General features: G+C 63.6%; 25 protein-coding genes. 3 read left to right on the forward strand and 22 right to left on the reverse strand.

From position 1 onward, the window contains the following. The first annotated feature begins 39 nt into the window (after positions 1 to 39). Complete coding sequence (locus tag EAO27_RS18800; protein ID WP_242773492.1) at positions 40 to 894, forward strand: JAB domain-containing protein; 855 nt, start codon at positions 40 to 42, stop codon at positions 892 to 894. Between the two features lie 127 nt (positions 895 to 1021). After that, positions 1022 to 2254, forward strand: a complete 1233-nt coding sequence (locus EAO27_RS18805) for a hypothetical protein (RefSeq protein WP_242773494.1) — start codon at positions 1022 to 1024, stop codon at positions 2252 to 2254. Here the strand turns inward: EAO27_RS18805 and EAO27_RS18810 are convergent, their stop codons facing one another. From EAO27_RS18810 to EAO27_RS18880, 15 genes are all read right to left on the reverse strand, one after another. Further along, complete coding sequence (locus EAO27_RS18810; protein ID WP_242773496.1) at positions 2255 to 3439, reverse strand: hypothetical protein; 1185 nt, start codon at positions 3437 to 3439, stop codon at positions 2255 to 2257. It lies immediately after the preceding gene. A gap of 132 nt (positions 3440 to 3571) precedes the next feature. Beyond that, the gene (locus EAO27_RS18815) at positions 3572 to 3997 is read right to left on the reverse strand and encodes a ribbon-helix-helix protein, CopG family (protein WP_242773502.1); all 426 of its coding nucleotides are present in this window, start codon (positions 3995 to 3997) and stop codon (positions 3572 to 3574) included. After that, entirely contained in the window at positions 3994 to 5979 is a 1986-nt protein-coding gene (locus EAO27_RS18820) for a conjugal transfer protein TraG (RefSeq protein WP_242773505.1), read from the reverse strand. The genes EAO27_RS18815 and EAO27_RS18820 overlap by 4 nt, the downstream gene beginning before the upstream one ends. 16 nt (positions 5980 to 5995) lie before the next feature. Continuing rightward, positions 5996 to 7741, reverse strand: a complete 1746-nt coding sequence (locus EAO27_RS18825; RefSeq protein ID WP_242773508.1) for a DUF3363 domain-containing protein — start codon at positions 7739 to 7741, stop codon at positions 5996 to 5998. A 223-nt stretch (positions 7742 to 7964) separates the two neighbouring features. Next, positions 7965 to 8702 (reverse strand): lytic transglycosylase domain-containing protein, encoded by a 738-nt coding sequence (locus EAO27_RS18830; protein ID WP_242773512.1) that lies wholly within the window; start codon positions 8700 to 8702, stop codon positions 7965 to 7967. Between the two features lie 3 nt (positions 8703 to 8705). Next, positions 8706 to 9041, reverse strand: coding sequence for a DUF736 domain-containing protein (locus EAO27_RS18835; RefSeq protein WP_242773515.1), 336 nt, complete (start codon positions 9039 to 9041; stop codon positions 8706 to 8708). Then, entirely contained in the window at positions 9038 to 9622 is a 585-nt protein-coding gene (locus EAO27_RS18840; protein WP_242773520.1) for a S26 family signal peptidase, read from the reverse strand. Before EAO27_RS18840 ends, EAO27_RS18835 begins: the two co-directional genes overlap by 4 nt. Next, entirely contained in the window at positions 9619 to 10146 is a 528-nt protein-coding gene (locus EAO27_RS18845; RefSeq protein WP_242773522.1) for a DUF2840 domain-containing protein, read from the reverse strand. The genes EAO27_RS18840 and EAO27_RS18845 overlap by 4 nt, the downstream gene beginning before the upstream one ends. Continuing rightward, positions 10146 to 10397 carry a helix-turn-helix domain-containing protein gene (locus EAO27_RS18850; protein ID WP_242773525.1) on the reverse strand — a complete coding sequence of 84 codons (252 nt, stop codon included), beginning with the start codon at positions 10395 to 10397 and terminating at the stop codon, positions 10146 to 10148. The genes EAO27_RS18845 and EAO27_RS18850 overlap by 1 nt, the downstream gene beginning before the upstream one ends. Positions 10398 to 10516: 119 nt before the next feature. Continuing rightward, positions 10517 to 10984 carry a DUF2285 domain-containing protein gene (locus tag EAO27_RS18855; RefSeq protein WP_242773528.1) on the reverse strand — a complete coding sequence of 156 codons (468 nt, stop codon included), beginning with the start codon at positions 10982 to 10984 and terminating at the stop codon, positions 10517 to 10519. 103 nt (positions 10985 to 11087) lie between these two features. Beyond that, positions 11088 to 11285, reverse strand: a complete 198-nt coding sequence (locus EAO27_RS18860) for a DUF6499 domain-containing protein (RefSeq protein ID WP_242773531.1) — start codon at positions 11283 to 11285, stop codon at positions 11088 to 11090. Between the two features lie 186 nt (positions 11286 to 11471). Beyond that, the gene (locus EAO27_RS18865) at positions 11472 to 11789 is read right to left on the reverse strand and encodes a DUF736 family protein (protein WP_242773533.1); all 318 of its coding nucleotides are present in this window, start codon (positions 11787 to 11789) and stop codon (positions 11472 to 11474) included. 310 nt (positions 11790 to 12099) lie between these two features. After that, positions 12100 to 12851, reverse strand: a protein-coding gene (locus tag EAO27_RS18870; RefSeq protein ID WP_242780416.1) for an IS5 family transposase whose coding sequence is annotated in 2 segments (ribosomal slippage) — positions 12100 to 12512 and positions 12512 to 12851 — 753 coding nt in all. Because the reading frame shifts where the segments join, the coding sequence is not laid out codon by codon here. 170 nt (positions 12852 to 13021) lie between these two features. Next, on the reverse strand, positions 13022 to 13390 hold the full coding sequence (locus EAO27_RS18875) for a hypothetical protein (protein ID WP_242773535.1): 369 nt from the start codon (positions 13388 to 13390) through the stop codon (positions 13022 to 13024). A gap of 132 nt (positions 13391 to 13522) precedes the next feature. After that, positions 13523 to 13687, reverse strand: coding sequence for a hypothetical protein (locus tag EAO27_RS18880; RefSeq protein WP_242773537.1), 165 nt, complete (start codon positions 13685 to 13687; stop codon positions 13523 to 13525). A gap of 441 nt (positions 13688 to 14128) precedes the next feature. Here EAO27_RS18880 and EAO27_RS18885 point away from each other — a divergent pair, with 441 nt between their 5' ends. Further along, entirely contained in the window at positions 14129 to 15706 is a 1578-nt protein-coding gene (locus tag EAO27_RS18885) for a hypothetical protein (protein WP_242773539.1), read from the forward strand. A 45-nt stretch (positions 15707 to 15751) separates the two neighbouring features. Here the strand turns inward: EAO27_RS18885 and EAO27_RS18890 are convergent, their stop codons facing one another. From EAO27_RS18890 to EAO27_RS18920, 7 genes are all read right to left on the reverse strand, one after another. After that, a complete protein-coding gene (locus EAO27_RS18890; protein ID WP_242773542.1) occupies positions 15752 to 16675 on the reverse strand; it encodes a hypothetical protein in 924 nt (307 codons plus the stop codon). 53 nt (positions 16676 to 16728) lie between these two features. Then, entirely contained in the window at positions 16729 to 17046 is a 318-nt protein-coding gene (locus EAO27_RS18895) for a DUF736 family protein (RefSeq protein WP_242773545.1), read from the reverse strand. Positions 17047 to 17483: 437 nt separating this feature from the next. After that, entirely contained in the window at positions 17484 to 18077 is a 594-nt protein-coding gene (locus tag EAO27_RS18900) for a Shedu anti-phage system protein SduA domain-containing protein (protein ID WP_242773548.1), read from the reverse strand. A 1-nt stretch (position 18078) separates the two neighbouring features. After that, entirely contained in the window at positions 18079 to 19368 is a 1290-nt protein-coding gene (locus EAO27_RS18905; RefSeq protein ID WP_242773551.1) for a Fic family protein, read from the reverse strand. A gap of 85 nt (positions 19369 to 19453) precedes the next feature. Then, positions 19454 to 22663: an error-prone DNA polymerase gene (locus EAO27_RS18910; protein ID WP_242773554.1), complete on the reverse strand. Its 3210-nt coding sequence runs from the start codon at positions 22661 to 22663 to the stop codon at positions 19454 to 19456. Further along, a complete protein-coding gene (locus tag EAO27_RS18915; protein ID WP_347567096.1) occupies positions 22660 to 24465 on the reverse strand; it encodes a DUF6504 family protein in 1806 nt (601 codons plus the stop codon). Before EAO27_RS18915 ends, EAO27_RS18910 begins: the two co-directional genes overlap by 4 nt. Further along, positions 24374 to 25159, reverse strand: a complete 786-nt coding sequence (locus EAO27_RS18920) for a protein ImuA (protein ID WP_242773557.1) — start codon at positions 25157 to 25159, stop codon at positions 24374 to 24376. The genes EAO27_RS18915 and EAO27_RS18920 overlap by 92 nt, the downstream gene beginning before the upstream one ends. Positions 25160 to 25246: the final 87 nt, after the last annotated feature.

Here is a 25246-nt window from a genome sequence, read left to right on the forward strand (position 1 = left end):
TGGTCGCAATCCCCCGAGGCCCTTGCACGCGTTCTCGGCATGAATTCGAACGTGGCGCTGCTACTCACTCGCGCACATGATATGTTTCTCGAAGCAATGCGGGGGGATCTGGATGCAGCGCCGATCGATCCTCTGGACCCCATTCTTCGCCGATATCTCATTGCATCGATGGGGTCACTCAGGGACGAGACGCTTCGGATTCTCTTCCTCGACGTTCGCCACCGGCTGATCGCCGACGAATGCCTCCAAAACGGGACGCTCGCTCACCTCGCCCTGTATCCGCGGACGATCTTCCGCCGCGCGCTTGAGCTGAACGCGGCGGGCCTCATCCTCATCCACAATCATCCGAGCGGCGATCCGACCCCGAGCGAGGAGGACAAGCGAGCGACGCAGCATATCGACGCCGTTGCCCGGTCGCTCGACATCAATTTGGTCGACCATATTGTGGTCGGCGCTAGCCACACGCGTCATATCACCAGCCGCGACCAGATCGCCCGCCAGCGTTCGGGGACAGCGGGCGTGACATTAAAATCACCCGGAAGGGGGCCAAATGGGGATAACGGCGCCGCGCTGGACAATGCGCGCGCGACCATGCGCCGACGACTATTGCGGCGACAACTCATCGGTGCCGAGGCGTTGTTCGGGGAACCTGCGTGGGAGATGCTCATCGACCTGTTCATCCATGAGGGAGAGGGAAAGACGTTATCGACCAGCGACCTTTGCGTAGCCTCGACCATTCCGATGAGCAGCGCCCTTCGCCTCGTCCAGAAGCTTTGCGACGCAGGGCTCGTCGATCGAACCCCCGATCTGATGGATGCCCGCCGCAGCCTAATCCGGCTTCGTCCCGACACCGCGCACCGATTGCGCGCCTATTTCTTGGAAGCTCCGGAATAAGTTGCTCGCGATGCGGTGATCAGAGGCTAAAGGCCAGCACTCCACCAATTGATGACAGGCGACCGCGCCGCCGGAAACGTCAGCTATGCCAATAACCCGCAGGAAGCTCGTAAACGACCGCGCGCTGATGGCGCTCCTCCGCGATTTTGAAGAGCACACTGCGCTCTCCGAACAGGGGTTGAGCTATACAAGGCACGATTTTCAGGAACTCTACGAGATTCTGCCCGATGCCTTTGCTGTCACACCTTCGATCAGCCGGTCAGAAGCGGTCCGCCTATTCAGAAGGGCGTTGATCCAGAGCCGCCGCGCCGGACCGCTTACCGCCGAAGCCATTATCGAACACGCCAGCGGCATCCATCGGACCGCCTTGGCCGTCCCCCGACGTAAATTCACGATGTGGACCAAGTTTCGAGCGCAGAACATGTCGCATGCGCCGGGATTTCGGCTCGATTGGGAAGGCGTCAGCATTCGGAGTGCCGCGAACCTCCCCCCTTGGCTCCGGGTTGAGGAATATCTTCTGAGCGGCGTCGGCAGGATTTATCCCAGGAAGCCCGACGGGTTTGGCCATGTCATTCTCTCCTGCGACGAGCGCGAAGATCAGCGAGCCGTCGACCGGATGATGGACGCCCTTCAACTCGTTCTCGGACTCGCGAACCTGTATGAGACGTGGGGACGCTATTATGAGTGGGGCGGGCGAAACTGGACCGAGGGTGGATTGTGGCTGGGTCCGAACCAGTTTCTTTTCGAGCGTCGAGCGTTCCGGGGCGAGGACCGTATCTGGTACAATCCCGACTATGATGAAGAGAGTTGGAAGACGCATCCGCTCAGGATGTCGCGCGTCCTGGAACTAATACCTTATGTGCGCCGGGCCTTGGCCGCACTCCAAAACCATCCCTTTCGGGAGGTTCTCGTTCGCGCGACGATGCTATTACAGGACGGCTTTGCCTCGCGCGACAGCAGTCATCGGCTACTTCGCTATTGGTCCGCGCTGGAGCAACTCTATGTCGAAGCCGATGCGAAGGGGGGATCGAACGAAAAAATACTCGATCGTGTTCTGTTCGCTGAAGGCGATCCAACATTGTCCAGGTGGAAGCTGGAGCATATCGCCAGGCTTCGGAATGACTATGTCCATGCCGGCGGCGCTGGCGATGATCTCCATCCGCAATGTCAGTTCCTGCGGATGCTGCTTTCGCGGCACATCAATCACTGGATATTCGAGGGGCAGGACCTAGCCGATCACAGGGCGCTCCTGTCTTACATCAAGCTATCGGGAAATCGAGATCAACTCGAGCAGCAGCGCAGACTTATCGAAAGGCGGATCGCGTTCATCGACAGCGCTCCTCCGTCTGCATCTGACTGATCAGACTGCCTGCTCGGGCTTGACCGGGGGCTGTAGCTGCCAATCATATCGAAGCTCGCCGAATACGGAGGTTGCGACCACCTCGGGGAAGAGAATCCCGAAGATTTTGCGCTTATTGTCCCAGCCGGGCTGCGAATCTCCCATGATATATCCGAGGGTATTGCGGTTGGCAGGTGTCAGATGATCCAGAATCTCGATGATGAAGGCATGCATCGCGAGATAATCATCAACCACGCCCCGGGGATTATATTGGTCGATCAGCCGCAGCCAAAGCTGGCGGATCCGGTCGCCGCCCGATTTGTAGAGCGGGCGCTTCCCGTGAAAATATACAACTTCCAACGCATCGCCGACAGGATCGACATTTCCGTGAAGGAGATCATTCCTGCGATTCACCACAGACCAGTATCGACCAAAGGCAGGATTGTTCTGTTCGATCGGCCGTGCAAACCCGCGGCAGTTATCCGCGAGGCGCTCGAGCTTCTGATTGAGAGGGAGCCGGACAAATGCCGTGAAGGCGGCCTGGTCGCGCTTGATCTCCGGTTTGATGAAACCGGCGACGAGCAAGCCGATGAAGGATTCGAACATGACGGGTATCAGGACGGAAAGCTCGGTCGGCGCCGTGGTGATCGCCGTCATCAGCTTGGCGTGGGATTTATTGTTCTTTTCCCGAGCCAGATTCTGGGTGGCGAGATTGTCTGCCACAATCTTCTTTTCGACCTTCGGCAGGGCGTCACATATCGTGTCGTAGAGCTCGGCGCAGCGGTTCGCGATGGCGAGATACTGGTTCGGGAAGATGTTCCACTTTTCAAGAGAGGACGCGAACCGCCCTTTCTCCTCAGCGACACGCCCGAAATCGGCTCGCATGTTCGCGATGAACGTTAGGCAGTCCGCATCGGAGAATCTGCCTTCAAACCAGACATGCACTTCTTCGGTTGCACCGACGAACTGGAGGGTCGCGTCGCCGGCCTTCAGGTAATAATCCCAGTGGAAGAGATTGTCGGAATCGTCCCGTGCAAGGAAAGTTTGAAGTCCGTTCGGAGCCCCAAATCGCGCGTGCAGATAGGTGTAGGCATCGAAGGGCGAGATCGTCTTCTGAAGCACAAGGACGGGCCTGTTGCCGCCTTTGCGACGACCGCCCTTCTTCGGGACCTTTGGGGATCGCAAGTCGGCCAGATAGGCGCTCATTTCCTCTTTGGTGAACGCGCGCCAAGTAGTCGGATCGAGATAAGACATGAGTCAAACTGGCAGAAATCGAGGCGACTGGAAATGACGGGCTGGGTGTGTTGCGTCCCATGGCTGAACAGTGGGCCGCGTATCTCAATCAGAAGAGCTGCTGCCCACATCTCTTGATAGTTCTTCGGCTAGCTTGGGACCGGCTTCCATCCGGCGGCTGAGCGACTCCACAAATCCCTCCCATCTTTTGCGTCCCGTCGCCTGCGCGGCGGGTAGCGCCGTGTCCGGAAGCGGCGCGGTACTTGTCAGCCAGAAGCGGACAAAGAGCGCGAAGGCCTCGTTCGACAGGTCGAGATTCCATTCGAGCCGATCGAGCCCTCGCGCCAACTTATCGATCCGCTTGGAGAGCGCCGCCTCCAACCGTTCTTCATGATCGGCCGAGAGCAAAGAGGCGAGCGCGGCCTCGACGATCTCGGTGCGGGTCAGCCGGCGCTGCCGCGCCCGTTCCGCCACAAGGCGAACCAGGTCGGCGTCGAGGCGGAAGGTCTGTTTGATGCTGGTCTTGGTCAAAGGTCGATCCCGTCATTCGGATCGAGCGACGCGGTACGAGCATTTCGCGCCATCCGGCGGTCGGCGGCCTGACGAAGGCGGGCGGCGTCGCCCTGGCTATCTTCCTCGCCAAAATCAAACTCACCCGTGGGGACCGGTGGAATGGGCGCGATATCCTCGTGGAGCGGAAGCTCGGGCTCCTGCCGGATGCCCGCATTCTCTGCGTCGGTCCTGTCGGTGGCCTCCTCGTCACCCTCCCGCTTATCAGGAGCCGGCCGTTGTGGCTCCGGCAACTGCGACCAATCGTCGCTTCGTGGCTTCGGCGTTCGGCCGACGGCCGGGGGCGGAAGGATTCGGGCCATAAGCCGTCGGTCTCGATAATAGCGCGCCTTGCGCGCGCGGATCGGCGCGACGCCTGCCGCCATAACGATCTCCTCATCGGGCGGCAGCTGCATGACCTCGCCGGGCGTCAGCAATGCGCGCGCCGTTTCGGTTCGCGAAATCATGAGATGGCCGAGCCAAGGTGAAAGGCGATGGCCAGCGTAATTCTTCATCGCGCGCATTTCAGTGGCGGTCCCGAGCGCATCCGAGATGCGCTTGGCCGTCCGCTCGTCATTGGTCGCGAAACTTACCCGGACGTGACAATTATCGAGGATCGCATTGTTGAGGCCGTAGGCCTTCTCAATCTGGTTGAGCGACTGGGCGATCAGGAAAGCCTTGATGCCATAGCCCGCCATGAAGGCGAGCGCGCTTTCGAAGAAATCGAGGCGACCCAGCGCGGGAAATTCGTCGAGCATCAAAAGCAACCGCCGCGACCGATCGCGCGGCCCGAGTTCCTCGGTGAGACGGCGACCGATCTGGTTGAGGATGAGGCGGATGAGCGGTTTGGTGCGGCTGATGTCTCCGGGCGGGACGACCAGATAAAGTGATACCGGTCCGGACCCGTCCAAAAGATCGGCGATCCGCCATTCGGAAGATCCGGTGACCGCCGCAATAACCGGATCGCGATACAGGCCGAGGAAGGACATCGCGGTCGACAGAACGCCCGAGCGTTCATTTTCGCTCTTGTTGAGCAATTCCTGCGCCGCCGCGGCGACGACCGGGTGCGGCCGGTCTCCGAGATGGCGGGTCGCCTTCATCCGGTGGAGCGTCGCGGCAATCGGTCGGCGTGGATCGGACAGGAAGGCCGCGACCCCCGCGAGGCTCTTGTCCGGCTCCGCATAAAGGACATGGAGGATCGCCCCGACGAGCAGCGCGTGGCTCGTTTTTTCCCAGTGATTGCGTTTCTCGAGGCTTCCTTCTGGGTCGACCAGCACATCGGCCACGTTCTGCACGTCGCGCACTTCCCATTCGCCGCGGCGGACTTCGAGCAACGGATTATAGGCGGCCGAGGCGCGGTTGGTAGGATCGAAGAGCAGAACCCGGCCGTGCTGCGCGCGAAAGCCCGCGGTGAGCTGCCAGTTCTCGCCTTTGATGTCGTGGACGATGCAGCTCCCCGGCCAGGTGAGCAATGTCGGGACGACGAGGCCGACACCCTTGCCCGACCTTGTTGGCGCGAAGCAGAGAATATGCTCGGCGCCATCGTGACGGAGATAAGCGCTGCCCGTGCGACCGAGAATGACGCCATCGGACCCGAGCATGCCGGCCTTGCGGATTTCTCGCTTGCTCGCCCAACGCGCCGAGCCATAGGTTTCGGCGCGGCGGCGCTCGCGGGCGCGCCAGACTGACATCGCGATTGCGACGATGATGGAGAGGAGGCCGCCCGATGCGGCAATGCCGGCGCCCTTGAGGAATATGGCCGGCGCATAGGCGTCGAAGGCAAACCACCACCAGAAGAAGGCGGGGGGCAGATAGACCGGATATTCTTCAATCCGAAACCAGGGCGCGCCAAGCTCGGGCTGAAATCCGAGCGAGGCCGCGGTCCATTGTGTCGCGGTCCATATCGCGGCGGTCACGATGGCGCCGACCGCGGCGATCTGACCCCAGAGGATACGATCATTCATTCCGTCCGACCTTTCATCAAATAGCGATCCCGCGACCGCGCCCGAGCGACCAGTCGATCGAGCCACCCGCAGCCATCGTTCCGGCGACGTGCTGTCCGAGGTGGCGATCGAGCGCGGGGCGCCAGGGAACGAGCTGGAAGCTGAGCCCGTCGTCGATCATCGCAAAGCGCCCCGAAGCGAGCGATATGCGCTCGCGATAAATGCCGCTCACATGCTCGCCGTTGGTCGGGGGCTGATGCGCGAGGCCCGTTCGCGCCGCGATGACGGCTTGCGCGGTGTCGAGGTCGCGCTGCTTCAGTGTTTCGATGAGACCGCTCGCCATCACCAGCCTTTGACCCTGCCGCCGGGCGAGCCCCTCGCCTTCGAGAAATGTCGCGCGCGCGTCCATCGCATCGCGCACCGCCAGCCCAAATCCCGATCCCGCAAGGGCGGTGTCGCGCGCGACAAGTTGACGATCTAGCCAGGTTGCCCCTTGCGCCCCGATCTGCTCGCCAAGCGGGAGATCAGATCGCACCGCGAGCGACAGCCGTGCGGTGCCTCCGCGCCCTTCCCAGCTGCGCAACTCGACGATCGCGCCCGGCTTCCCATCGCCGGTCCACTCAATGTCGTCGAAGCGGATATGATGAGTGCGGCCATCAACGCCGTCGACGATCGCGAAGGCGCTGCCGGCGAGCTCGTCGTCGAGGCCGCGCGCGACGAGGCCGCCGATGATCGGATCGCGCGGCGCCTCACCGTGCAGCGCCAGCACGGACGCGTCGAAAGCCATTCCGCTCTGCTGCATCGCGCGGTGCATCGTCTTGATGATGTCGCCGCGGTCGGCGAGATCGCGCAGCGCGCGTTCGGCCCCCGGATCGACCAACCACATGGCGGGGCCGAGGCGCTCGGCCAGACCGAGCCGCTCGAGAGTCGCCGCTCGGCCGCGCAGCATCCGGTCCGACGCCTGATCGGCAGCGGGTGCAGGGCGGAGATCGAGAAGGCCGCCGCTCTCGGCGGTCGCGCGTCCGATCTTCCGGTCCAGGCTGGTCCAGCGCTCGGCATCGACCTCGCGTTCGATCGCCTGGGTCATCTCGCGCTCGCTTCTGACGCCCAGTTCGAGCGTGACGCGTTCCTCGGCGCGGAAACGGATGCCCTCGCTCACATAGGCACGATCGATGACAAGGTCAGATCCATCGCGGGCGACACCGCGGACAAGGATGTGGATGTGCGGATTGTCGGTATTCCAATGGTCGATCGCGACCCAATCAAGGCCGGTCCCGAGATCATGCGACATGTCCTTCATGAGCTCGCGCGTGAAGCTGCGAAGATCGTCCATTGCGCCCCCGTCTTCGGGGCTGACGATGAAACGGAAATGATGCCGGTCGCCGTCGCAGCGCGCCCCGAACGCGCTCCGGTCCGCCGCGTCGCCTTGAGCGTCGAACAGGGATGCATCGCGCCCGTCGCGCGTGACGCCGTCACGTTCGAGATAGGATATATGTTTGGCGAGCGGCGCGGCGCGAAAGCGCATGCCCTTGTGCCGCACGATGCGCGCCTTGACGACGACGCGCCGGCCGTTCGCCCGGAAGCGCGCCATCGCCACCGCGCGCCGACCGCGCCCTAGCCGCAGCGTGCCGCCACCGCCGCCCTTGCGCAAGGGCGTGAGCCCCTGCCGCGCGGCGGCGCGGCGAACCTGCGCCGCGAGCCGCTGGCCCCTGCCGCCCGAACCGCGACCGGCATCGCGCCCTCTTCCCGGCCGGATCCGAAAATCGCTGTCGCTGGAGCTCATGGGACGGCTGCCATATCGCAAGCCTTTGCGAGGCAAGGATTTTCACCTGTTATGTATGGCAGGGCGCCGCCGGAGCCATATGCGATTGTTGCATGAAACCAACCACCTACGCGCCGGAAGCTGGCACGTCTTTTATCTCGCCCTCCCAGACTAGCCCTCCAGCAACCCGCAATTGGCCCGAACGACGAGCCAAGCGCGCTGCCGTCGCGGGTGGCAACCGGCGTCATTCGGCGGCTCCAGACAGAGGAATGAACAGCGGATTCGGCGGCGCTTTCGGCGTGGTCGGCATAGGCAGCCGGACAGCCTCGTCGCGCATCGTCGGCAGCGATCCGGTGCGCGATTCGCCCCTGTCGCTCACCGGCGGCTGTGCTGCGAAAAGCGACGCGTCGCGCCAGCTTGGGACCGCCGGCGCAGGCGCGGATACAAACGAAGTCGGATCCGATGCGGCGAGTTCGGGAGCGATCCGGCGAACATAGGCAGTCGTCTCGGCAGGCAATCCGCGTCGTCCTGCCGCGAAGGCGTCGGCGCGCCCTGGTCCGGCATTGTACGCCGCGAGCATCAGGCGGACGTCGCGGTAGCGGTCCCACATCGCGCGCAGATAGGCCGCGCCCGCCAGGATGTTTGCGCGGACGTTGAACGGGTCGTTTCCCAGCCGATGGCGCGCCGACAACATGGTCCAGGTCGCGGGCATGATTTGCATCAAACCCATCGCTCCGGCGTGCGAGACGGCACCCCGATTGCCGCGGCTCTCGGCGTGCATGACGCGCCATATCCACAGTTCCGGGATACCGAAGCGCTGCGCCGCTTCGGCAACCGGGGCTGCATAGGGATGCGCAGCATTGTTCGTCGCAGGCGCAGTCGCAGCACAAGCTGGCGGCACGGCGAACGCGCCAAACGCTGCAGTGCAGGCGACCGCGCAGCGCAGCGCGAAGCCGACGCTAAAGGCCGACGCGAGGGCCATGGCTCAGTCTTTCTCGTGCGCGTCAGGTCGCGACCAGATGAGCCAATGTTCTCCGTCCCGCTGATCCGAGCCATGCAGGTTGGCCGTCAAAGGCGCCGCCAAAAGAGGATCGTCGATCTGCAGCGCTAGGTAGATGCCGCGTGATCCACTGCGAAAACGTCCCGCGCCGATCTCGATGCCGGCAGCCGGGTCTCCCAGAAACACCTTCCACGCCGGAGCCCCCTCCACTTCCGAGAAAGGCGCGCGGGCAATGGTGACCGCAGCGTCGAAACCGAGCGTGTGAATGCGGCCCTCATAACCGTCATTGCTGTGGCGAAACGTGCCAATGATCATCATCATTCTCCTGTCTGTTCGAGGTTTGGGTTCGGATCGATGCGGGGTTGGCGCCAGCGCAGCGGCGCGCCGGGCGCCGCGCGGGTCCAGATCGGCTGCGCAACGCCGACCAGGCCGGTCGCGGAAATCGCGCCGAAATAGCGGCCGTCGAGACTGTCTGGCGCCGCGTTGAGAAGGAAGAATTCGCCGCGTCCGATGATCCGGCACCCGAGCCATATGGGCAGCGGCCGGCGCAGCCGATCGCGCGCGACAGCGCGCGCGGCGCCGTGACCGTCGATCGTGACGAATGCCCCCGTGCGGCAGATGCGCTGACCGGGAACGCCCGCTACGCGCTTCAGGAGCGGCACACCGCGGGGAAGATAGCCACGCTGCGCGAGCCAGTCGCCGAGCGGCGGAGGCGGCTCGATCGCGACAAGATCGCCTGCGGCCGGCCGCGCGCCTGTGTCGACCCGGTAAAGTCCGATAGGCGCACTCGCGCTCGCATTCCACAGCAAGCGCGGCGCCGGGGCGACCCAGGCGACCGCCACAAACGAGCCGCCGAACAGCAAAGTCGCCGCCACCGTTGCGCGAAGATAGTGACGGTTCATGCCTCGATCGCCCGGCGGCGAAGCCACGCCGCATGGCGATCGCGGCCATAGGGACGCGGTGGCATTCCGATCGCAATGCGGTTGCCGACGTGCCGCCAATGCTCGGGCGCGGCATCACAGGCGTCGATGCCGACCGCCTCGACGGCGTCGACCGCCGCGAGCACACGTTGAACCTTGGGCCAGCCGTCGATGCGAAGCAGAATATCGCCGCCGGGGCGAACGAACGGAAGCGTCGCATAAGGCGCTCCGGCTGCCGTCGCAGCGACGATCGCGATGCTTGAATGGACGGTGCCATAGTCGTTCGACATCCAGCGAACGACGGCAAAGATGGCACCGGGACGGAACGCAACGACCTTGGTGCTGCGGCTCACGATCCGCTCGCCCGCGACGCGGCCGAAGCGGATCCATTGCTCGAGGCGTGCTTCGATCCAGGTCAGTTCGACTTCGGTTACGTCGGTGCGCGACGCGGCGAGTGGCCGCGAAGCGCGCCCCGCGGGCGATACGGGAGCGGACGGGCACCGCATCAGCGCCGAACCGGACGCGCGGGATGAATGGTGCCCTTGCCGGGGTCCGAGGTCGAATTGCGGCGCCCGATTTCGGCCCAGGCGTTCAGTTCGTCGATCGCATAGACGATACGGCCGCCGAGCTTGCGATAGACGGGGCCCGTTCCGTAGCAGCGATGCTTTTCAAGCGTGCGCGCGGACAGTCCGAGATGGACGGCGGCGTCGGGGGTTTTCAGAAATCGCGGGACAATGGGGGCGGCGAAATCGCTCATCGAGGGTCTCCTGATGCCGTGCCGGACACCCGAGAGGGGGGCGGCGGGAAGGAGGCGACAATCGGAAATCGGGGCTTGATCCGGGAACGGACAAAGTGACGGGCTGCGGAATGTCCCGATCAGCCGCCCGCGAGCAGGGTGAGATAGCCGCCGTCGCGCATCGCGATCGCGCCGCGCTGCCAGCGCGCGATACGGCGGCGCTCGCTGGATGTGTCCCACTCGGCAGCGGAATAGGAGCGGGCGTCAGGGAGGATGAGGGCTGCCGCGAGGTCGCGCGAGCTTATCTTCTCGTCGAGCGCGTCGAGCAGCCGCAGCCACTGCACCAGCCGCCAGCGCTCGGTTGTGCCGGGCTGGCCCGGCGGGACCGAAACGGTGCGCGATGCGATCCAGTCGTGGAGCGCCCCGGTCGCCGCTTGCCGCGCAGCGACATGATCATCGGCGGGCACCACATAAGCGAGCGCCTCGTTTCCCAGGCAATCAGCGATGGAAAGGCGGTATCGCCGGCCGCCGATCGCGAGGACAAGATGCCACTCGCGATGAGCTAGCCATTCGGCGACAATGCCGTCCGAAGCGCAGATGTCTGCCAAGGGGAGACCCCGGAGGCTCGACGGAGCCGGCGCTGCTATGGCGATCGACGGGCAGAGTTCGGGGCGCCAAAGGGCTGGCGCCCGTTCGGCAGGCGCATCGGGATCAACGGCGAAAAACCAACCCCCAGTGGCGGGCGAGCCGGCGAAGCGCGGCACGAGACCGGCCCGGTGCCGTGCCGGCGCGATAGGCGGCGCGGTAGCGCGGATTACGGCGCAGGAATTCCTGCGCGAAGTCGGCGCGATCATATAGTTCGAATATCTTCGGAAAATCCGGGGACCGCCAGTCGAGTGTGGGTTGCATGCGCACCTCCAGAAGCCAAGTGAGTGCAAAGAAAAGGCATTTTGCCGATTTCCTCAGCGACCCTGCTTCTGGTTATCGGCGCATAAAGCACCGATACTTAGCCCATCGCTTCCCGATTTCGTCGGGAAAAGGCCTCAAATTGGGACTATCGCCGCCCGGCAGGTCCGGGCGGCGATGGCCTGCCGGTCAGTTGCCGCGCCGGGTCGGGCGGTTCCACACGAGATCATGCGCCTCGCCCTCGCCGGCGAAGAGCTGTGCGAAGATCGGACCGGTGAAGGTCGGGTCGTCGAGCTTGACCGAGAGATAGGGGCGGTCATCCTGGGTGGATTTCGGCCAAGCGGCGCCAACTTCCGCTTCGCCGATGAAAACGCGGTGGCTCGGCGCGTTGCCGCTGGCATTGGCGTCGGGGACGATGCGAACCTTTTTCGCCTGCACCGAAAGGGTGATGATCTCGCCCTGATATTCGCCGGAGGCGGTCTTCGTGAAGCTGCCGATCTTGGTCATGATGCTGTCCTTTCCTTGGGCTCGAGCCGCACCAGCGCGGCCTCGATGCGCATCGGTGGGCAGCAAGGGGACGGCGCCGCAGCCCGCAGGGCCCGCAGCGCAGCGGAGGACGGCGCGATCCGGCTTTCTTGGCTCGCGAGGAACGGCGGCACGCCGGGGGAAGAAAGTCGAAGGCGCGCCGTTGCGGCAAGCCGGCCAGCGTCAGCGGTTTGCTGTCAGATCGCGCATGTCGAGAGGCCGTGTTGGTGCGAGACGAAGGGGAAAGGATTGCCGGAACGGGAAGGAAATGAAGCCTAGGTTGAATCGACATTCAGCACCAGAAGGCGATGGCGGCGAGGTATAGAGTTGCGAGGTAGTTGTGTGGGAGGCGGTCGTATCGCGTGGCGACGCGGCGTAGCTGTTTGAGCTTGCCGATGGTGCGCTCGATCCGGTTGCGAAGCCTGTAGATGGCAGGGTCGAAATCGCGTCGGCGTGGCATGCAGACGCGCTGGGGGATGACGGGCCGAGCGCGGCTGGTTTCGACATGGTCGAGGATGGCGTGGCTGTCATAAGCCTTGTCGGCGAGGACATGGCGAGCGTCGAGACCGGTCAGCAACGGGATCGCGAGCTTGGCATCGCTGACATGGCCGCCGGTCAGGATGAAGCGCACCGGTCGTCCGAAGGTATCGACCGCGATATGCCATTTGGAGGTCAGTCCTCCTCGGGAGCGCCCCAGAGCCTGGTCGCCGAGCCCCCTTTTTGACCCGTCGCCGCTTGGGCATGGGCGCGCACGATCGAGCTGTCGATCATCAGATACTCATTGTCCCGATCGCGGGCGAGCGAGGTGAAGATGCCTTCCCACACCCCGGCAGCGGCCCAGCGGGTGAAGCGCTTGTGAACAGTCTTGTACTTGCCATAGCGCTCCGGCAGGTCCGACCAGCGCGCACCCGACCGCAAAACCCACAAAACACCGTTCACAAACAGGCGGTTATCCAATGCTGTGCGGCCAGGATCAGATGCCTTGCCGGGCAGCATCGGCGCGATCCGAACCCACTGCGCCTCGCTCAACTCGTACCGCTTGATACCCATGATACCTCCGCAATCTGCGGAAACTCATGAATCAGACACCAACGCTCTTGGGAATCCCTGAATGTCGATACAGCCTAGGCCTGCGGCGTCGAAGAGTTGAACTTGTTGGACTGCGAGTCTGGTGCCGATGCTCCCGATGCCGGGGCGGTGCCTGCGAGACCGCGCTATGCCGCGGAGGCAGTGCCAAGTCCGCCGGCGACCGCCAGCCAGTTTGCCCAGACACCGACGTCGATCAGTAGCCCGAGCAGCCCCGTCATGGCCTGATATCCTGCAAATCCCGCGGGCACGGCGAACAATAGGAGGACGAGGAAACGGAGGAGAGGTGACTTGGCCGATGCAAAGACCGCCTGCCCCGTCAGAAGGACGATCAGGCCGGTAGCGAAGCCGGCGAACAGCATCGCGGTGGTTCCATAGCCTTGCGTGTGAACAAAAAGGCCAGCGCCAACCGCCGAATAGATCGGCAGCGCATAGGTGGCGAGCCGGAACAGGAGCCAAATGAAATAGAGGGCGGCTGCGCCGCCGAGGATGATCATAAAGGTCAAAAGCGCCCTCCCGTCGGACGCGCTCGCCACCACCACCACAGCGCATTCTGCTGTCCGATCATAGCAGCGGCGCCCCGGAGGCGGAACCGTAACTGGAACCACCTTGGGGGTTTTTCGCCGATGTCAGCGACTGAAGGGGTCATATTCGCAGACGATGCAGCTCGGATCGCCGTCGAACTCATCGAGCGGCATCACGGAATATCCCTGGGCGGTTTCGATCAGGACGATGACCGTCATCATCGTGCGGGCGAGATTCCAGCCGAGCGATTGGGCGGTGGAAAGCGGCATATCGAGGCTCCTGTCCGGGAGCGGGACCTTCCCGCTCGACAGTCGCCCCGCCGGACGGGGACGGGCCGCAATCACCGCAGCGAAGCGGAGGCCCAAAGCGCAGCGCAGGGACCCCTCGCGGGTTGATTGAAGGAGGCATCGCCCCGGTCCAAGGATCAGCGGCTATTCGAGCGAAGGATAGTTTCGCTTCCGCCGGTGCCATTCTGCGAACGGCCCCTCCTTCCGGCTAGACAAGACCTGCTTGCATGCCCACTGTAATCAGGCTCGTTTCCGCCTCCGAGAGATAGCCCTGATGATGGATGAGAAGCTACGCGCGGCCCATGATTGCTTGTTGCTAAAAGTGACACTGGTGAAATCTTCGATCGTCTGCCGATAAAGGGGGTACCGGTCCGAGGATTTGAAGCAGGCGATGGACTTCAATGAAAATGCCTAGTTCCAAGATTGACCATGGGCGGTGACGCTTCCGATTTGGCTCGCTGGATAAAGGCATTTCGTGCGCAGCTCTCGCTCGCGGACGACGAGAAGGTCCTTCGGGCGGTCTGGAGCGTGAATGCTATTCAAAGTGGCGACGCAAATGTAGATGGCGCGCTGCTGTGGGATGTCCCGAAAGATCTCGAGCCCGGAAAGATGTTCTCGAAGCGGTCGATATATCCGTGGGAACTCGACACTCTCGCCAACGAGCTCCTGACGATCCCGAAGCATGATTTCTATCGAACGTTCAATTGTCGGAGCTGGCGGTCGCTGGCGGATATTGTGAACCTGCTACGCAACATAGAGAATGCCGAATATGGTGCACGCCGCCATGTGACCAGCATGTACGTCGAAATGGGCCGCATCGCCGCCCGTCAGTTTGACTGGCAACGCGGCTTCTTCAACGTCCCGGATTTGTATCGTAGTGCGTTCATCTATGGCCAGGGAGCCTGCGCTCAACATCTGGCGGACACCTACGGCCTCAATATCAACGACCTTACTTTCACCGGATATGCGCTGATGGCGATGTACGTCGATGCGCCTGAGTGCGCGCCGATGGGCGATTTAAGCGAGCTCGCGCATTTTGGGCTACCGATCGCGAGTTTCCAGAAGGTATTGTCGCGCATCTCGTTACCCATCGACGACATTCGTGCTAAAGCGAGCCGGTTGCGGCAACCCGAACAGCAGACCGCGTACCGACCGAGCATATTGCGCCGTTACCCGTGCGTCGTCTTCGGAAGGAAGCGAAATCGAATGATCGCGCCGATTCCAGACCTTATTGCTTATCGCCTGACGGCGGGCCTATTCTTCGACATTGTCGGGGGAACCGGTTCGGTGAGGAATGACTGCGGAAAGCACTTCGAAGCCTATTCGCTCTCGCTGCTATCGAAAATGCTTCCAGAAGCGCGCTTCGAGCCGGAATGGCGATACAAAGTCGGCCGCAACCATAGGGATACGTCCGACATCATCCTCTTCGACGGGTTAGGCAATGTCCTGCTCGCTATCGAGTGTAAGGCGAGGTGGATGGGCGCCGAGGTCCGTTTTGGGGAAAAGCCGAATGTCGAGAAAGATTATGATGAGATCATCAGTGGCGTGTACCAAGCTTGGCGCTTCTTCTCGGATTGTCGGCGCGGCCTGACGGGACGCTCGGCATCGCCAAAGGCGATAGGACTGGTGCTGGCTCTCGACGAGTGGTTCGCGGCCCGCAGCGCCGCCCTCGATCGCGTGATCGCCGAGGCGCATGCCCGTGCAGATGCCAATGGCGATATTCTGGCCGAGGATCGCAGGCCCATTGCCTTTTGTTCGATCCATGAGTTGGAGACTGTCCTGAAGACTGCAACCGAGGAATCGCTTCTGGGCGCTCTCGATGACCTGGCAAGCAAGCCGAAAGGATGGATTTTCTCTTCGCTCCATTCTGATTTTGATGCCCCCAAAACCAGCTGCAAGCCATACCCGTTCCACGCAGATCTCTTCGAAATGCTACCTTGGTATCAACGGATCAGTATGGCGGCAGAGGACGGCAGAGGATGGCGAGGGCACAGCGAATAGTCTCGGGGTGCAGGCCGGAGGCCGACCTTAGCAACGTGACTTATCTCAGCCCGACGGGAATGCCGCTTGAAGTTGCTCCAGCGTCGCCTTTCGTTGGTAGGCCCCGCAGCCATCTGCGAACGGACATCGAAATTCTCCTTCCTCTTCGAACCAGTTCGCGGAGAGGCAGGTGCCATTGTGGAAATCGATCGGCTGCGCTGCATCAAGCAGCCGCATCAGCATTCGTCCCTTTGTCATCCCGCACATTTGGGTGACACTCCCAGCGACGATGGTGCTGTTCAGCTCGTGGAACACGGTTCCTATGAAAACATTCACAGCGTCACGCTTGTCGCGCAGCCAGCCAAAGATGTCTTCGATCGGTTCCGTCCGCTCACCATTCCAGAAGCTGGAGTGGAAATATCGGACCAGTCCGGTGTCATTGTCGGTCGAACAACTACCGACGTCCCGGTGCGTCAGCTCGTCGCGAATGTTGCGAAGCTCGCCGTACCAGTCAGCGGCCCTGATAAGGATCTTCAGCCGCTCGGGGAATGACCCTGTGAACTTGTCGACATCCTTGAAAAGGCCCCGGGTCGACTTTCGGAATCGCGTCGTGGTTGGTCCGTAAATGATGTGCAGCATCTCGGCCGTGCAATCGATGACCGAATAGAGCTCGGTTATCACGCCCTCGAGGACGGCAGCCAGATTGCGAGCATTGTTGGCCGGCGTGAAGCCCTGTTCTTCGAGCTCCGCCTCGTCGCCGTCGAGCGCAGGTAAAAGATTCTCGCTGATCGAAAGGAGTGTCAGGGCCTTGTGGAAATGGTTTTCCACGCCGGCGAGCACGCGCTGCTCACGCGCCCGGAATTTATAGGTTGTCGGCCATAAGGTGCGAAACCTGTCGACTTGGCCCCACCGCTCGGGTGCGTACATTCTCACGGCATCGGCTAGCTTGGGCATGAATGCTGAATACCCGTTCGCGCGATCGTTGGACATCTGCAATTTCCGGCGCCGGGCCCACCCGGTGGGCGGACCCGGTTCCCACCGGGTCAGCTCGGGGGGTTCCAGATCAGGACCTTTCTAGTTGCGTCGTCGCCCGGCGCGTTCGCGATGTTGCAGAAGATCTGACCGAGCTCGGGGGCCGAGAGCGACACCGAAACATATTCGGTGCCTGTCTGCGAAGTTTTCACCCAGCCAGCGCCGAGTTCGTAGCCATTCTTGCGACTGATGACTCGGTAATCGGGTTCGGCGTCTTTCACCTTGCGTCCGTTCGGGACGATTGCGATCGGCGCGGTGACCATGAGGGTCGCAAGCGTGCCTTCGAAGCTGCCGTCATCCTTGACGGTGAGATTTGCGATGCTTGACATTTGAAGTCTCCTTGGTTGTTCGGGGACCTTCCCCGATGTCGCCAGAAGGAGGGGCCGCAAGCCGCCGTCACCGAGCGGCACGCGAGGGCAAACCCCCACAGGGGGTTGACGGCACTAGGCGGAGCGAGACCCGCATCGCGGCGAAAACAGCGGGAGGGATTCGAGCAAAGAGGATTCTGCCACCGGCCAGCGTATTCGTTACGGCGGTGCGGGGCCGTCGAGGGACAAAGGGGTGCTCCTTGTTTCGCGCTGCCTGCTCCGCTTCGAACGGCGCCATGGACCGGCGACCGCCGAGTGCTCAGTATGGGTCACATAGCGCAACCAGCGGCGTCGTGCTGTGCTATCCCCGGAGACAAGTCACATGCCAGCGATCAGCCCCTCGAAGGCCACCCGTATGGAAAGCGTGTCACGTTGCCTTCCCAACGCGGCGCTTGGCATCATATTATGTTCGTCGGGCGAACCCAATCCAGAACCCGGTCCCAGTGAAGGACCCGGATACCTTGAGAATAATAGAGGCGATCGGTGCGCATCTTTAGCGCCGATTGAGCCAACTCTACGTCGCTCGCCCGTGCCGGCGAGCGCAAGATCCTGTCTTTGGAGCCGATAATTATCCCGCCGGGACGAATATTTTTGCGGTCCATCACCCCGAACCGCGTGCGAGCGCTGTCGCTGCCGACTGCCTCGTCGAGATAGTGGAGAAGCTGATTTTCGGCCTTTACGAAATCGGGGGTCGGTCGACAGCGATTTTTGTTCTCGTCATATTCGAACAGGAAGCATTGTGGCGCTTTCAGTTCCCAGAAGTAGGCGACCCGTTCAACGTCACCAGTATCGGTCAACACGTCGGCGGCGACGACTAAGTCGGCATCTCCGGCGAAACTGCGGACCTCAATGAATCTCACTGTGCTGAGAAGGGTTTGCCGGATCAGCAGGTTTTCGGCGTGCTCGAGATAGGGTCGGCATTCTAGTTCGCGTCTGGCGTTGCCTCGCACCAATGCCTCGAAGGCAGCAAATTCCGCAGCATCGAGCGCCATGTCAGTGCGCTCCCTGTATGTGCCGCGATACGAGCATGTCGATTATATCGTTGGCCCAGAACTCGGTCAGATCGTCACCTTTGCGAACGACATATAGTGTTCCGCTCAGCGACCAGTTGATCGGCAGTCCATATTGCCGTTGCAACGCGACCGAGGGCTGTTCGAGAGTGACGGCGCCATTGGGCTCCAGCCACAAGGCTGCGCCGTCACGCACCTCGAACGTCCGCGGCCGGGCGATCGTCCCGCGTTCGGAAGCCCGCAGACTAACCGTAGCGCGTTCACCCGGCATCGCTAGTAGTCCCGGGAATGGCTGGCCGAAGCGCGACGTCAGCGTCTCTGCTTCGACCAGCGCTGCGGCCGACGTCACATACAGAAGGAAATAGTCACCGATCGACCATGACCGAAACGCGATGTCGACCCCTCCGAAAAGCTGTTGCCGGACTGCCGGAGGCAGCGGTTCAATGCGACGAGCAACAATTTTGGCGAGTTGATCTTCCTCCCTTTCGGAGAGGGCCGGCAAGCTCCGTAGTTGGCGGAATAGCAGTTCCTCGATCAGGTTGCCTAGCGGTGCTAGGTTGGCCTCGCCGGTTCGCTGATAGCTCAGATCGGCGGTCGTCAGCGTGTCGAAGAAGTCTTCGCGCCGCTCCTTGAGCTGCTCAACGAGTATTGGCGTACCGGGAAGCAGCATCTCGAATTTCAAATTGAGAATGAGGTAGCAAAGGGCCCGGGCTGTACGCCCGTTTGCGTCGATGAACGGATGGATCCAGTTCAGCCGCCAGAGCGCATAGGCAGAGAGAGCGATCGCTTCGACATCTGACCAGCTAGCGGCCAGATCGTCGCAGAGCGCTTGCACGGCAGCCGCCACTTCGTCCGGCGGCACGGGGCGATGTTCGCTGCCGAGCATCTCGACGTCGACAGTCCGATAGGCGCCAAACGCCGGGTTCCGTCCGCTGCCGAGCACCGCGTGGAGTTGGCACACAAGGTCGGGCGTTATGGGCACTTCTTCACCTGCCGCGCGGCGTTCCGCCAAGTTCTGAATGAAACGATATTGGCGCGCCAGCCCGCCAATCTCTTCGGGAAGCGACGGCTTGTCCTCACCGACTATAACGCTACCGCGAACCTCCCGGGAGACGCGGGGCATCGCGATGGTGACGGTCCCCCGGTGAATCGCATGGCCTGAGATATTCTCATTGCCGATGACGAAGCTGATTTCCTGTTCGCGCTTTTCCTGGTCTGTTGCCGGATGGGCGCGCGAGATATCGAGCAGTTTGTCGAGACTGATGTCGGTCATAGGGTCCGGATAGTCTGATTGCCGGGGTCGCCGCTAGGCCGAATTTACTGGCTGGCCGGGACGACGGTTCGCCGCTCCATATCTCCTAGCAAAAATCATGGCTGCGGATGCGCAGGGGCGCATCGCGCGAATCCGGTCCGCCGCCGTTTCGCGCCCCATCTCCTCGCCCGTGCGCAATTGAAACATCGCCCTGCGCGATAGAGCGAAGCATCGCATCGTGGTCGACGATCCGGTCGCAGATGATATGAATGACCTCGCCTTCCTTCTGGAGCCGTCCGCGCATCGCGATCATCGAGGCCGACATGACCTGTCGCCGGTAGATATCGAAACGATCGGGCCAGAGAATTCCATTGGCGATCCCCGTCTCATCCTCGATCGTAATGAAGAGCACGCCTTTCGCGGACCCGGGGCGCTGGCGCACGAGGATGACGCCCGCCACCTCGATATTCCGCCCGTCGCGGGTCGCCGCGAGATCGGCGCACCGGACGATCCCCATCGCTTCGAGTTCCTCGCGCAGGAAACTCAGGGGATGCGCGCGTAGCGACAGCTGCAGCGTGCGATAATCCTCCACTACCTCGCGTCCCTCGGTCATCGGCCGCAGCGCCGTCGCGGGTTCGAGTCCCTCGGGAGAGAAGCTCGCCTCGCGGGCGTCAGCTGCCGCGAACAGCGGCAGCGGTGCTTCGCCGAGCCCGCGGACCTTCCAGAGGCCCTGCCGCCGGTCTTCCGACAGGCAGGCAAAGCCGTCGGCCTCGGCGATCCGCTCGATCGCCGCGCGCGGCACGCCGGCGCGGCGCCAGACATCCTCGACGCTATTATAAGGAAGATCGCCCCTTGCCCCGACGATCGCGGCGCCGTGGATATTGGCTAGCGACCGCACCTGCCGAAAGCCAAGGCGCACGGCGCGATAGTGTCCATCACTCTCTTCCAGCGTGCAATCCCAGTGGCTGTCGTTGATCGAGACCGGGCGCACCTCGACGCCATGATTGCGCGCGTCCCGAACGATCTGGGCGGGCGCGTAGAAGCCCATTGGCTGGGCGTTAAGTAGCGCGGCGCAGAAGACATCGGGATGATGATGTTTCATCCAGCAGGAGGCGTAGGCGATCTTGGCGAAAGACGCGGCATGGCTCTCGGGAAAGCCATAGCTCCCGAACCCCTCGATCTGCTTGAAGGTCCGCTCGGCGAAGTCCCGAGGATAGCCGCGCGCAACCATGCCGCCGACGAGCTTGTCAAAGAAGTGCGATACCCCGCCGGTGAGCTTGAAGGTCGCCATCGCGCGGCGGAGTTGGTCGGCCTCGGCGGGTGTGAAACCCGCGCCGACGATCGCGACCTTCATCGCCTGCTCCTGAAAGAGCGGAACGCCAAGCGTCTTTTCGAGCACGGCGCGAAGCTCGGGCCGCGGGTATTCCGGTTTCTCCTTTCCCTCGCGGCGCCGGAGATAGGGATGCACCATGTCGCCCTGGATCGGACCCGGACGCACGATCGCCACCTCGATTACCAGATCGTAAAAGCATTTGGGCTTCATGCGCGGCAGCATCGACATCTGCGCGCGGCTTTCGATCTGGAAGACGCCCAAGGTGTCGGCCTTCTGGATCATGCCATAGACGGCCGGATCGTCGTCCTGCAGATCGGCCATGCCGACGTCGACACCCTTATGCTCGCGCAGCAGATTGAAGGCGCGGTTCATGCAGCCGAGCATCCCCAGCCCCAACACATCGACCTTCATAAACTTCAGGACGTCGATATCGTCCTTGTCCCATTCGATGATCTGCCGGTCCTCCATCCGCGCGGGCTCGATCGGCACGAGATCGTCCAATCGCTCTTCAGTCAGCACGAAACCGCCGGGATGCTGCGACAGGTGCCGCGGCGTGCCGATCAGCTGTTGGGCGAGATCGAGCGTTAGCCGCAGCCGGTGATCGTCGGCGTTGAGATTGAGGCTCGCGATCTGCTCGTCGGGAATGCCGTCGACCGACCAGCCCCAGACGAGGCCGGTGAGCATCTTGGTAAGGTCGCGCGGTAGGCCGAGCGCCTTGCCGACCTCCGCAACCGCGCCGCGTGTCCGGTAGCGGGTGACCACTGCGGTCAGCGCAGATCGGTGGCGCCCGTAGGTCTCATAGATCCACTGGATAATTTCCTCGCGCCGCTCGTGCTCGAAGTCGACGTCGATGTCGGGTGGCTCCTTTCGCTCGCCCGACACGAAACGTTCGAAGAGCAGTTCATGCTTGATCGGATCGATCGAGGTGACGCCGAGCAGGAAACAGACGCAGCTGTTCGCCGCCGACCCGCGTCCCTGGCAGAGAATGCCTCGTCGCCGACTCTCGGCGACGATCGAATTCACGGTCAGGAAGTAGGGCGCATAGCCAAGCTCGCCGATCAGGCGCAGCTCATGATCGATCTGCTTGCGATATGCAGGCGGAACGCCACCCGGGAACATGCGCGCAGCGCCTTCTTCGGTCAGTGCAGCCAAGGCCTCCTGCGCGGTGCGTCCTGCCATCACCTCCTCATAGGGATATTGGTAGCGGATCTCGCCGAGGTCGAAGCGGCACGCCGATGCGATATCGGCGGTTGCCGCAATCGCATCGGGGAATAGAGCGAAACGTCGTTCCATCTCTGCGGGCGATTTCAGGGCGCGGTCCATGAAGCGCTCGCGCTTGAAGCCGAGCGCATCGACCGTCGTCTTTTCGCGGATCGCGGTCAGCACGTCCTGCAGCGGCCGGCGCTCCGGGGCATGATAGAGAATGTCGCCCATCGCTACGCTGCGTATGCCCGCGCCGCGGGCGAGCGTATCGAGCGCGCGCAGCCGCGCGAAGTCGCCGGGCCGGCGGCGAAACGACAAGGCAAGATAGGCATCGGGTCCGAACAGGTCTCGCAGTTCGCCGACGTCGAGGCGCAACCGCTTGCTGGCGGTATCCGGAAGTAATACCGCGACCAAGCCCTCGGCCCATGCTGCAACATCGGACCAATCGAGCCAGCAATTGCCCTTGCCGCCACGCGCCTTGCCGAGCGAGAGCAGCCGTGTCAGCCGCGACCAGGCGGCTCGGTCTTTGGGATAGAGCAGCAAGGACCGGCCATCGCGCAGATCGACGCGTGCGCCCGGGATCAGCCGGACGCCGGTCGCCTCCTGACCCGAGAGGCCGCGCACCATTCCCGCAACGCTGCCGCGGTCGCATAGTCCGAGCGCTGAATGTCCCATCAGCGCTGCGGCGGCGAACAATTCTTCGGGCGCCGAGGCGCCGCGCAGGAAGGAGAAATGGCTGGTGACCTGAAGCTCGACATAGGTTGTGGCGGGGGTCGTCATCCGAATACGCCGTGCATATACCAGCTCAAATCGCCGGTATTGTCGTGGATCGCGTCGCCGCGCCGAAAGAGCCAGAAGCGCTCGCCATTCTCGGTCTCGACCCGGAAATAGTCGCGCACCGCCCACATTTCGCGGGTCGTTCGCCACCATTCGCCATGGATGCGCTCGGGTCCGTCGCCCGCAACGACATGATAGCTCCGCCCGCGCCATGCAAAGCGACGCGGCGGGTGATCGGGAAGCAGCGCAACGACGTCGGAGAGCGCTTCGGGCCGCGCGAGCAAGCGGATGGGTCGGGGCCAGGCGGGCCAGCCGGTGGGCTGGGCAAGCGGGCCGGCCCGTCCGATCGCGCGCTCCGGCACGTCGCTTTCGCGCCCCTCGAGCCTGAACAGCGCCGCCGCGCCGGCGCGCCCCGCGAGCTGGTCGACGAGCGGCGCGATATCGGGCGCAGGCGGCCTGGCATCGAGCGCGGAGATAATCGCCTCGGGCGCGAGCTCCTCGACCTGCGGGGCCGCGAGCGCCATCGCCTCGATCCCGAGCCCCGGCTCGATCCTGTCGATACGCAGCTTGAACAGGCGGAGCAAATGCTTCGCATCGCGTGTCGCGCGCGCCGTGCCGATCGCGACCAGTTGCTCGCGCGCATCGACCCGCTCGCAGCGGAGGACCGCAGCACGTACCCCCAGCCCGCGCCTTTCGAGATCGGCGACCAGATCGGCGACCAGATCGGTGATCACTTGTTCGATCGCCTCGGCGGTCGCGATCGACTCGATGAGGCGCCGCGACACGAGGGGCGTCTCGAACGGCACAACGGGCACGATCGGCTCGGGCAAAAAGCCGCGCGCCTGGTCGAGCCGCTCGACCGCACCGCGCCCGAGACGCCGTGCGAGCGGGCCACGCGGCATGGCATAAAGATCGGCGATCCGCTCAATCCCGAAGCGCGCCGCCGAGGCCAGCGCCTCGGGTGCGAGACGAAGCGCGCGCAGCGGCAACTCGCCCAGCGCCTCCGCCTCCCGTCCTTCCGGCAAGATCAGAGCCGCGCTGCCGCCGAAGCGCGCGAGCGCGTGTGCGGCGCCCGGCGTGCCGGCGATCGCGACGCGCGCGGTGACGCCGACGCGCCGCATGAAGGAAATCAGCCGCGCCGCGAAGCGCTCCTCGCCGCCGAAGAGATGGGTGGTGCCGGTGAGATCGAGCCAGAGCCCGTCGCTTTCCGACACGGCGGCAGTCGGCGTCCAGTGGCGCACGGCATGCAAGGCGAGCCGGTCGAGCCAGGCCCGATCAGCGTCAGGCTCGGCCTCAAGCACGTCGAGATCGGTGAAAAGCGCACGCGCATGCGCCGCGGCCATGCCGGGCGCGAGGCCGAGATCGAGCGCAAGCGGGCAGGCGGCAGTCACGATATCGCGCTGGCCGGCCCGGGCAATCAGGATGGTGGGCCGTGTGCCCCAGCGTGCCGGCACCGGCTGCGCGGCGCCGGACGCCGGGCTTCCATCATCGACGCGAGCGAGGCGAAAGACCGGCGCGGCCGGCTCGCTGCGGCGTCCGAGCTCGCGCATCGGCGGTCGCTGATGCGCGGGCAACGCGTCGATCGCGGTTCGATCAGGCCGCGCGTCTTGCGCCCAGCGCGCGCCAGGTCGCCAGCCGCCGCCGCGCGGCACCGAGCAGGAGCCGGGATTGTCATCGACGGGTTCGGGGAGGCGCGGTGCGAGCCGCGCAGGTTCAGGCCGCGTGCCCGAGTGCGAGATCGGCGCCGCCTGCCGCAAGCGCTCGATGGCGAGTTGCGGCAGGAAGAGCGAGGCGACCCTGGTCATCGCACGCCTCCAGTTCGAGAGAAAAGGGCGGCCCGCCGCGCTGCCGGACAAGTTCGACCGACCAGCGCCCGCGCCCGACGCCCGGCATCGACAACGGGCCCGACGCGAGGCTGCCCACCCGCCAGCGGGTGCAAGCGAGCGAAAGGTCGGTGAGCGGACATTGGCCGTAGCGCCGGTAGCGGCGGTAGAGCAGCATCGGCGTTTTGCCTTCGGTCGCGGCGAGCTGCAGCCGCCGCGTCGCGGTCTGGTCGGCGGCCTTCACCTCGGCGACGACGCAGGCAAGCGAGCCATCGCGCAGCGCGTCCTCGCACATGGCGAGAAGCTCACGGTCATTCTGGCCCTCAGCGTAGAGGATGCGGTCCGGCCCGAGCCCGGCCTGTTCGAGCCCCGGCGCGTAAAGATCGAAACGCGTCAGCGCCCAGAGCGTGGACACACCCGGCGCCGCCGCGAAGCGCGCGGCGATCCCGGCCGTAAACAGCGTCGCCGCCGCATCGTCGCTCCAGCTTGCCGAGGCGGCCGCAACCTCGTGCAGGCCCGCGCCATCGAGCCCGCCGCCGGCAAGGAGACGATCGAGCGGCCGGACACTAAAAGGCAGCACCGGACCACGCGCTGCCTCGACGCGCGACACGGTCTCGCGAAGCGCTTGAAGCTCTTCGGCACTCGGCCGGGGCTGTGAAAAAGGCGGTGCGGTCATGCTGATATCGACTCAATTGTTCCCTTTATGTTCCATTGAGTCGGGATGATCGTCAAGCTGGCAGAAACGATGCTCAGCCGGTCGCGG

Source organism: Sphingopyxis sp. YF1, assembly GCF_022701295.1.
Taxonomy (GTDB): Bacteria; Pseudomonadota; Alphaproteobacteria; order Sphingomonadales; family Sphingomonadaceae; genus Sphingopyxis.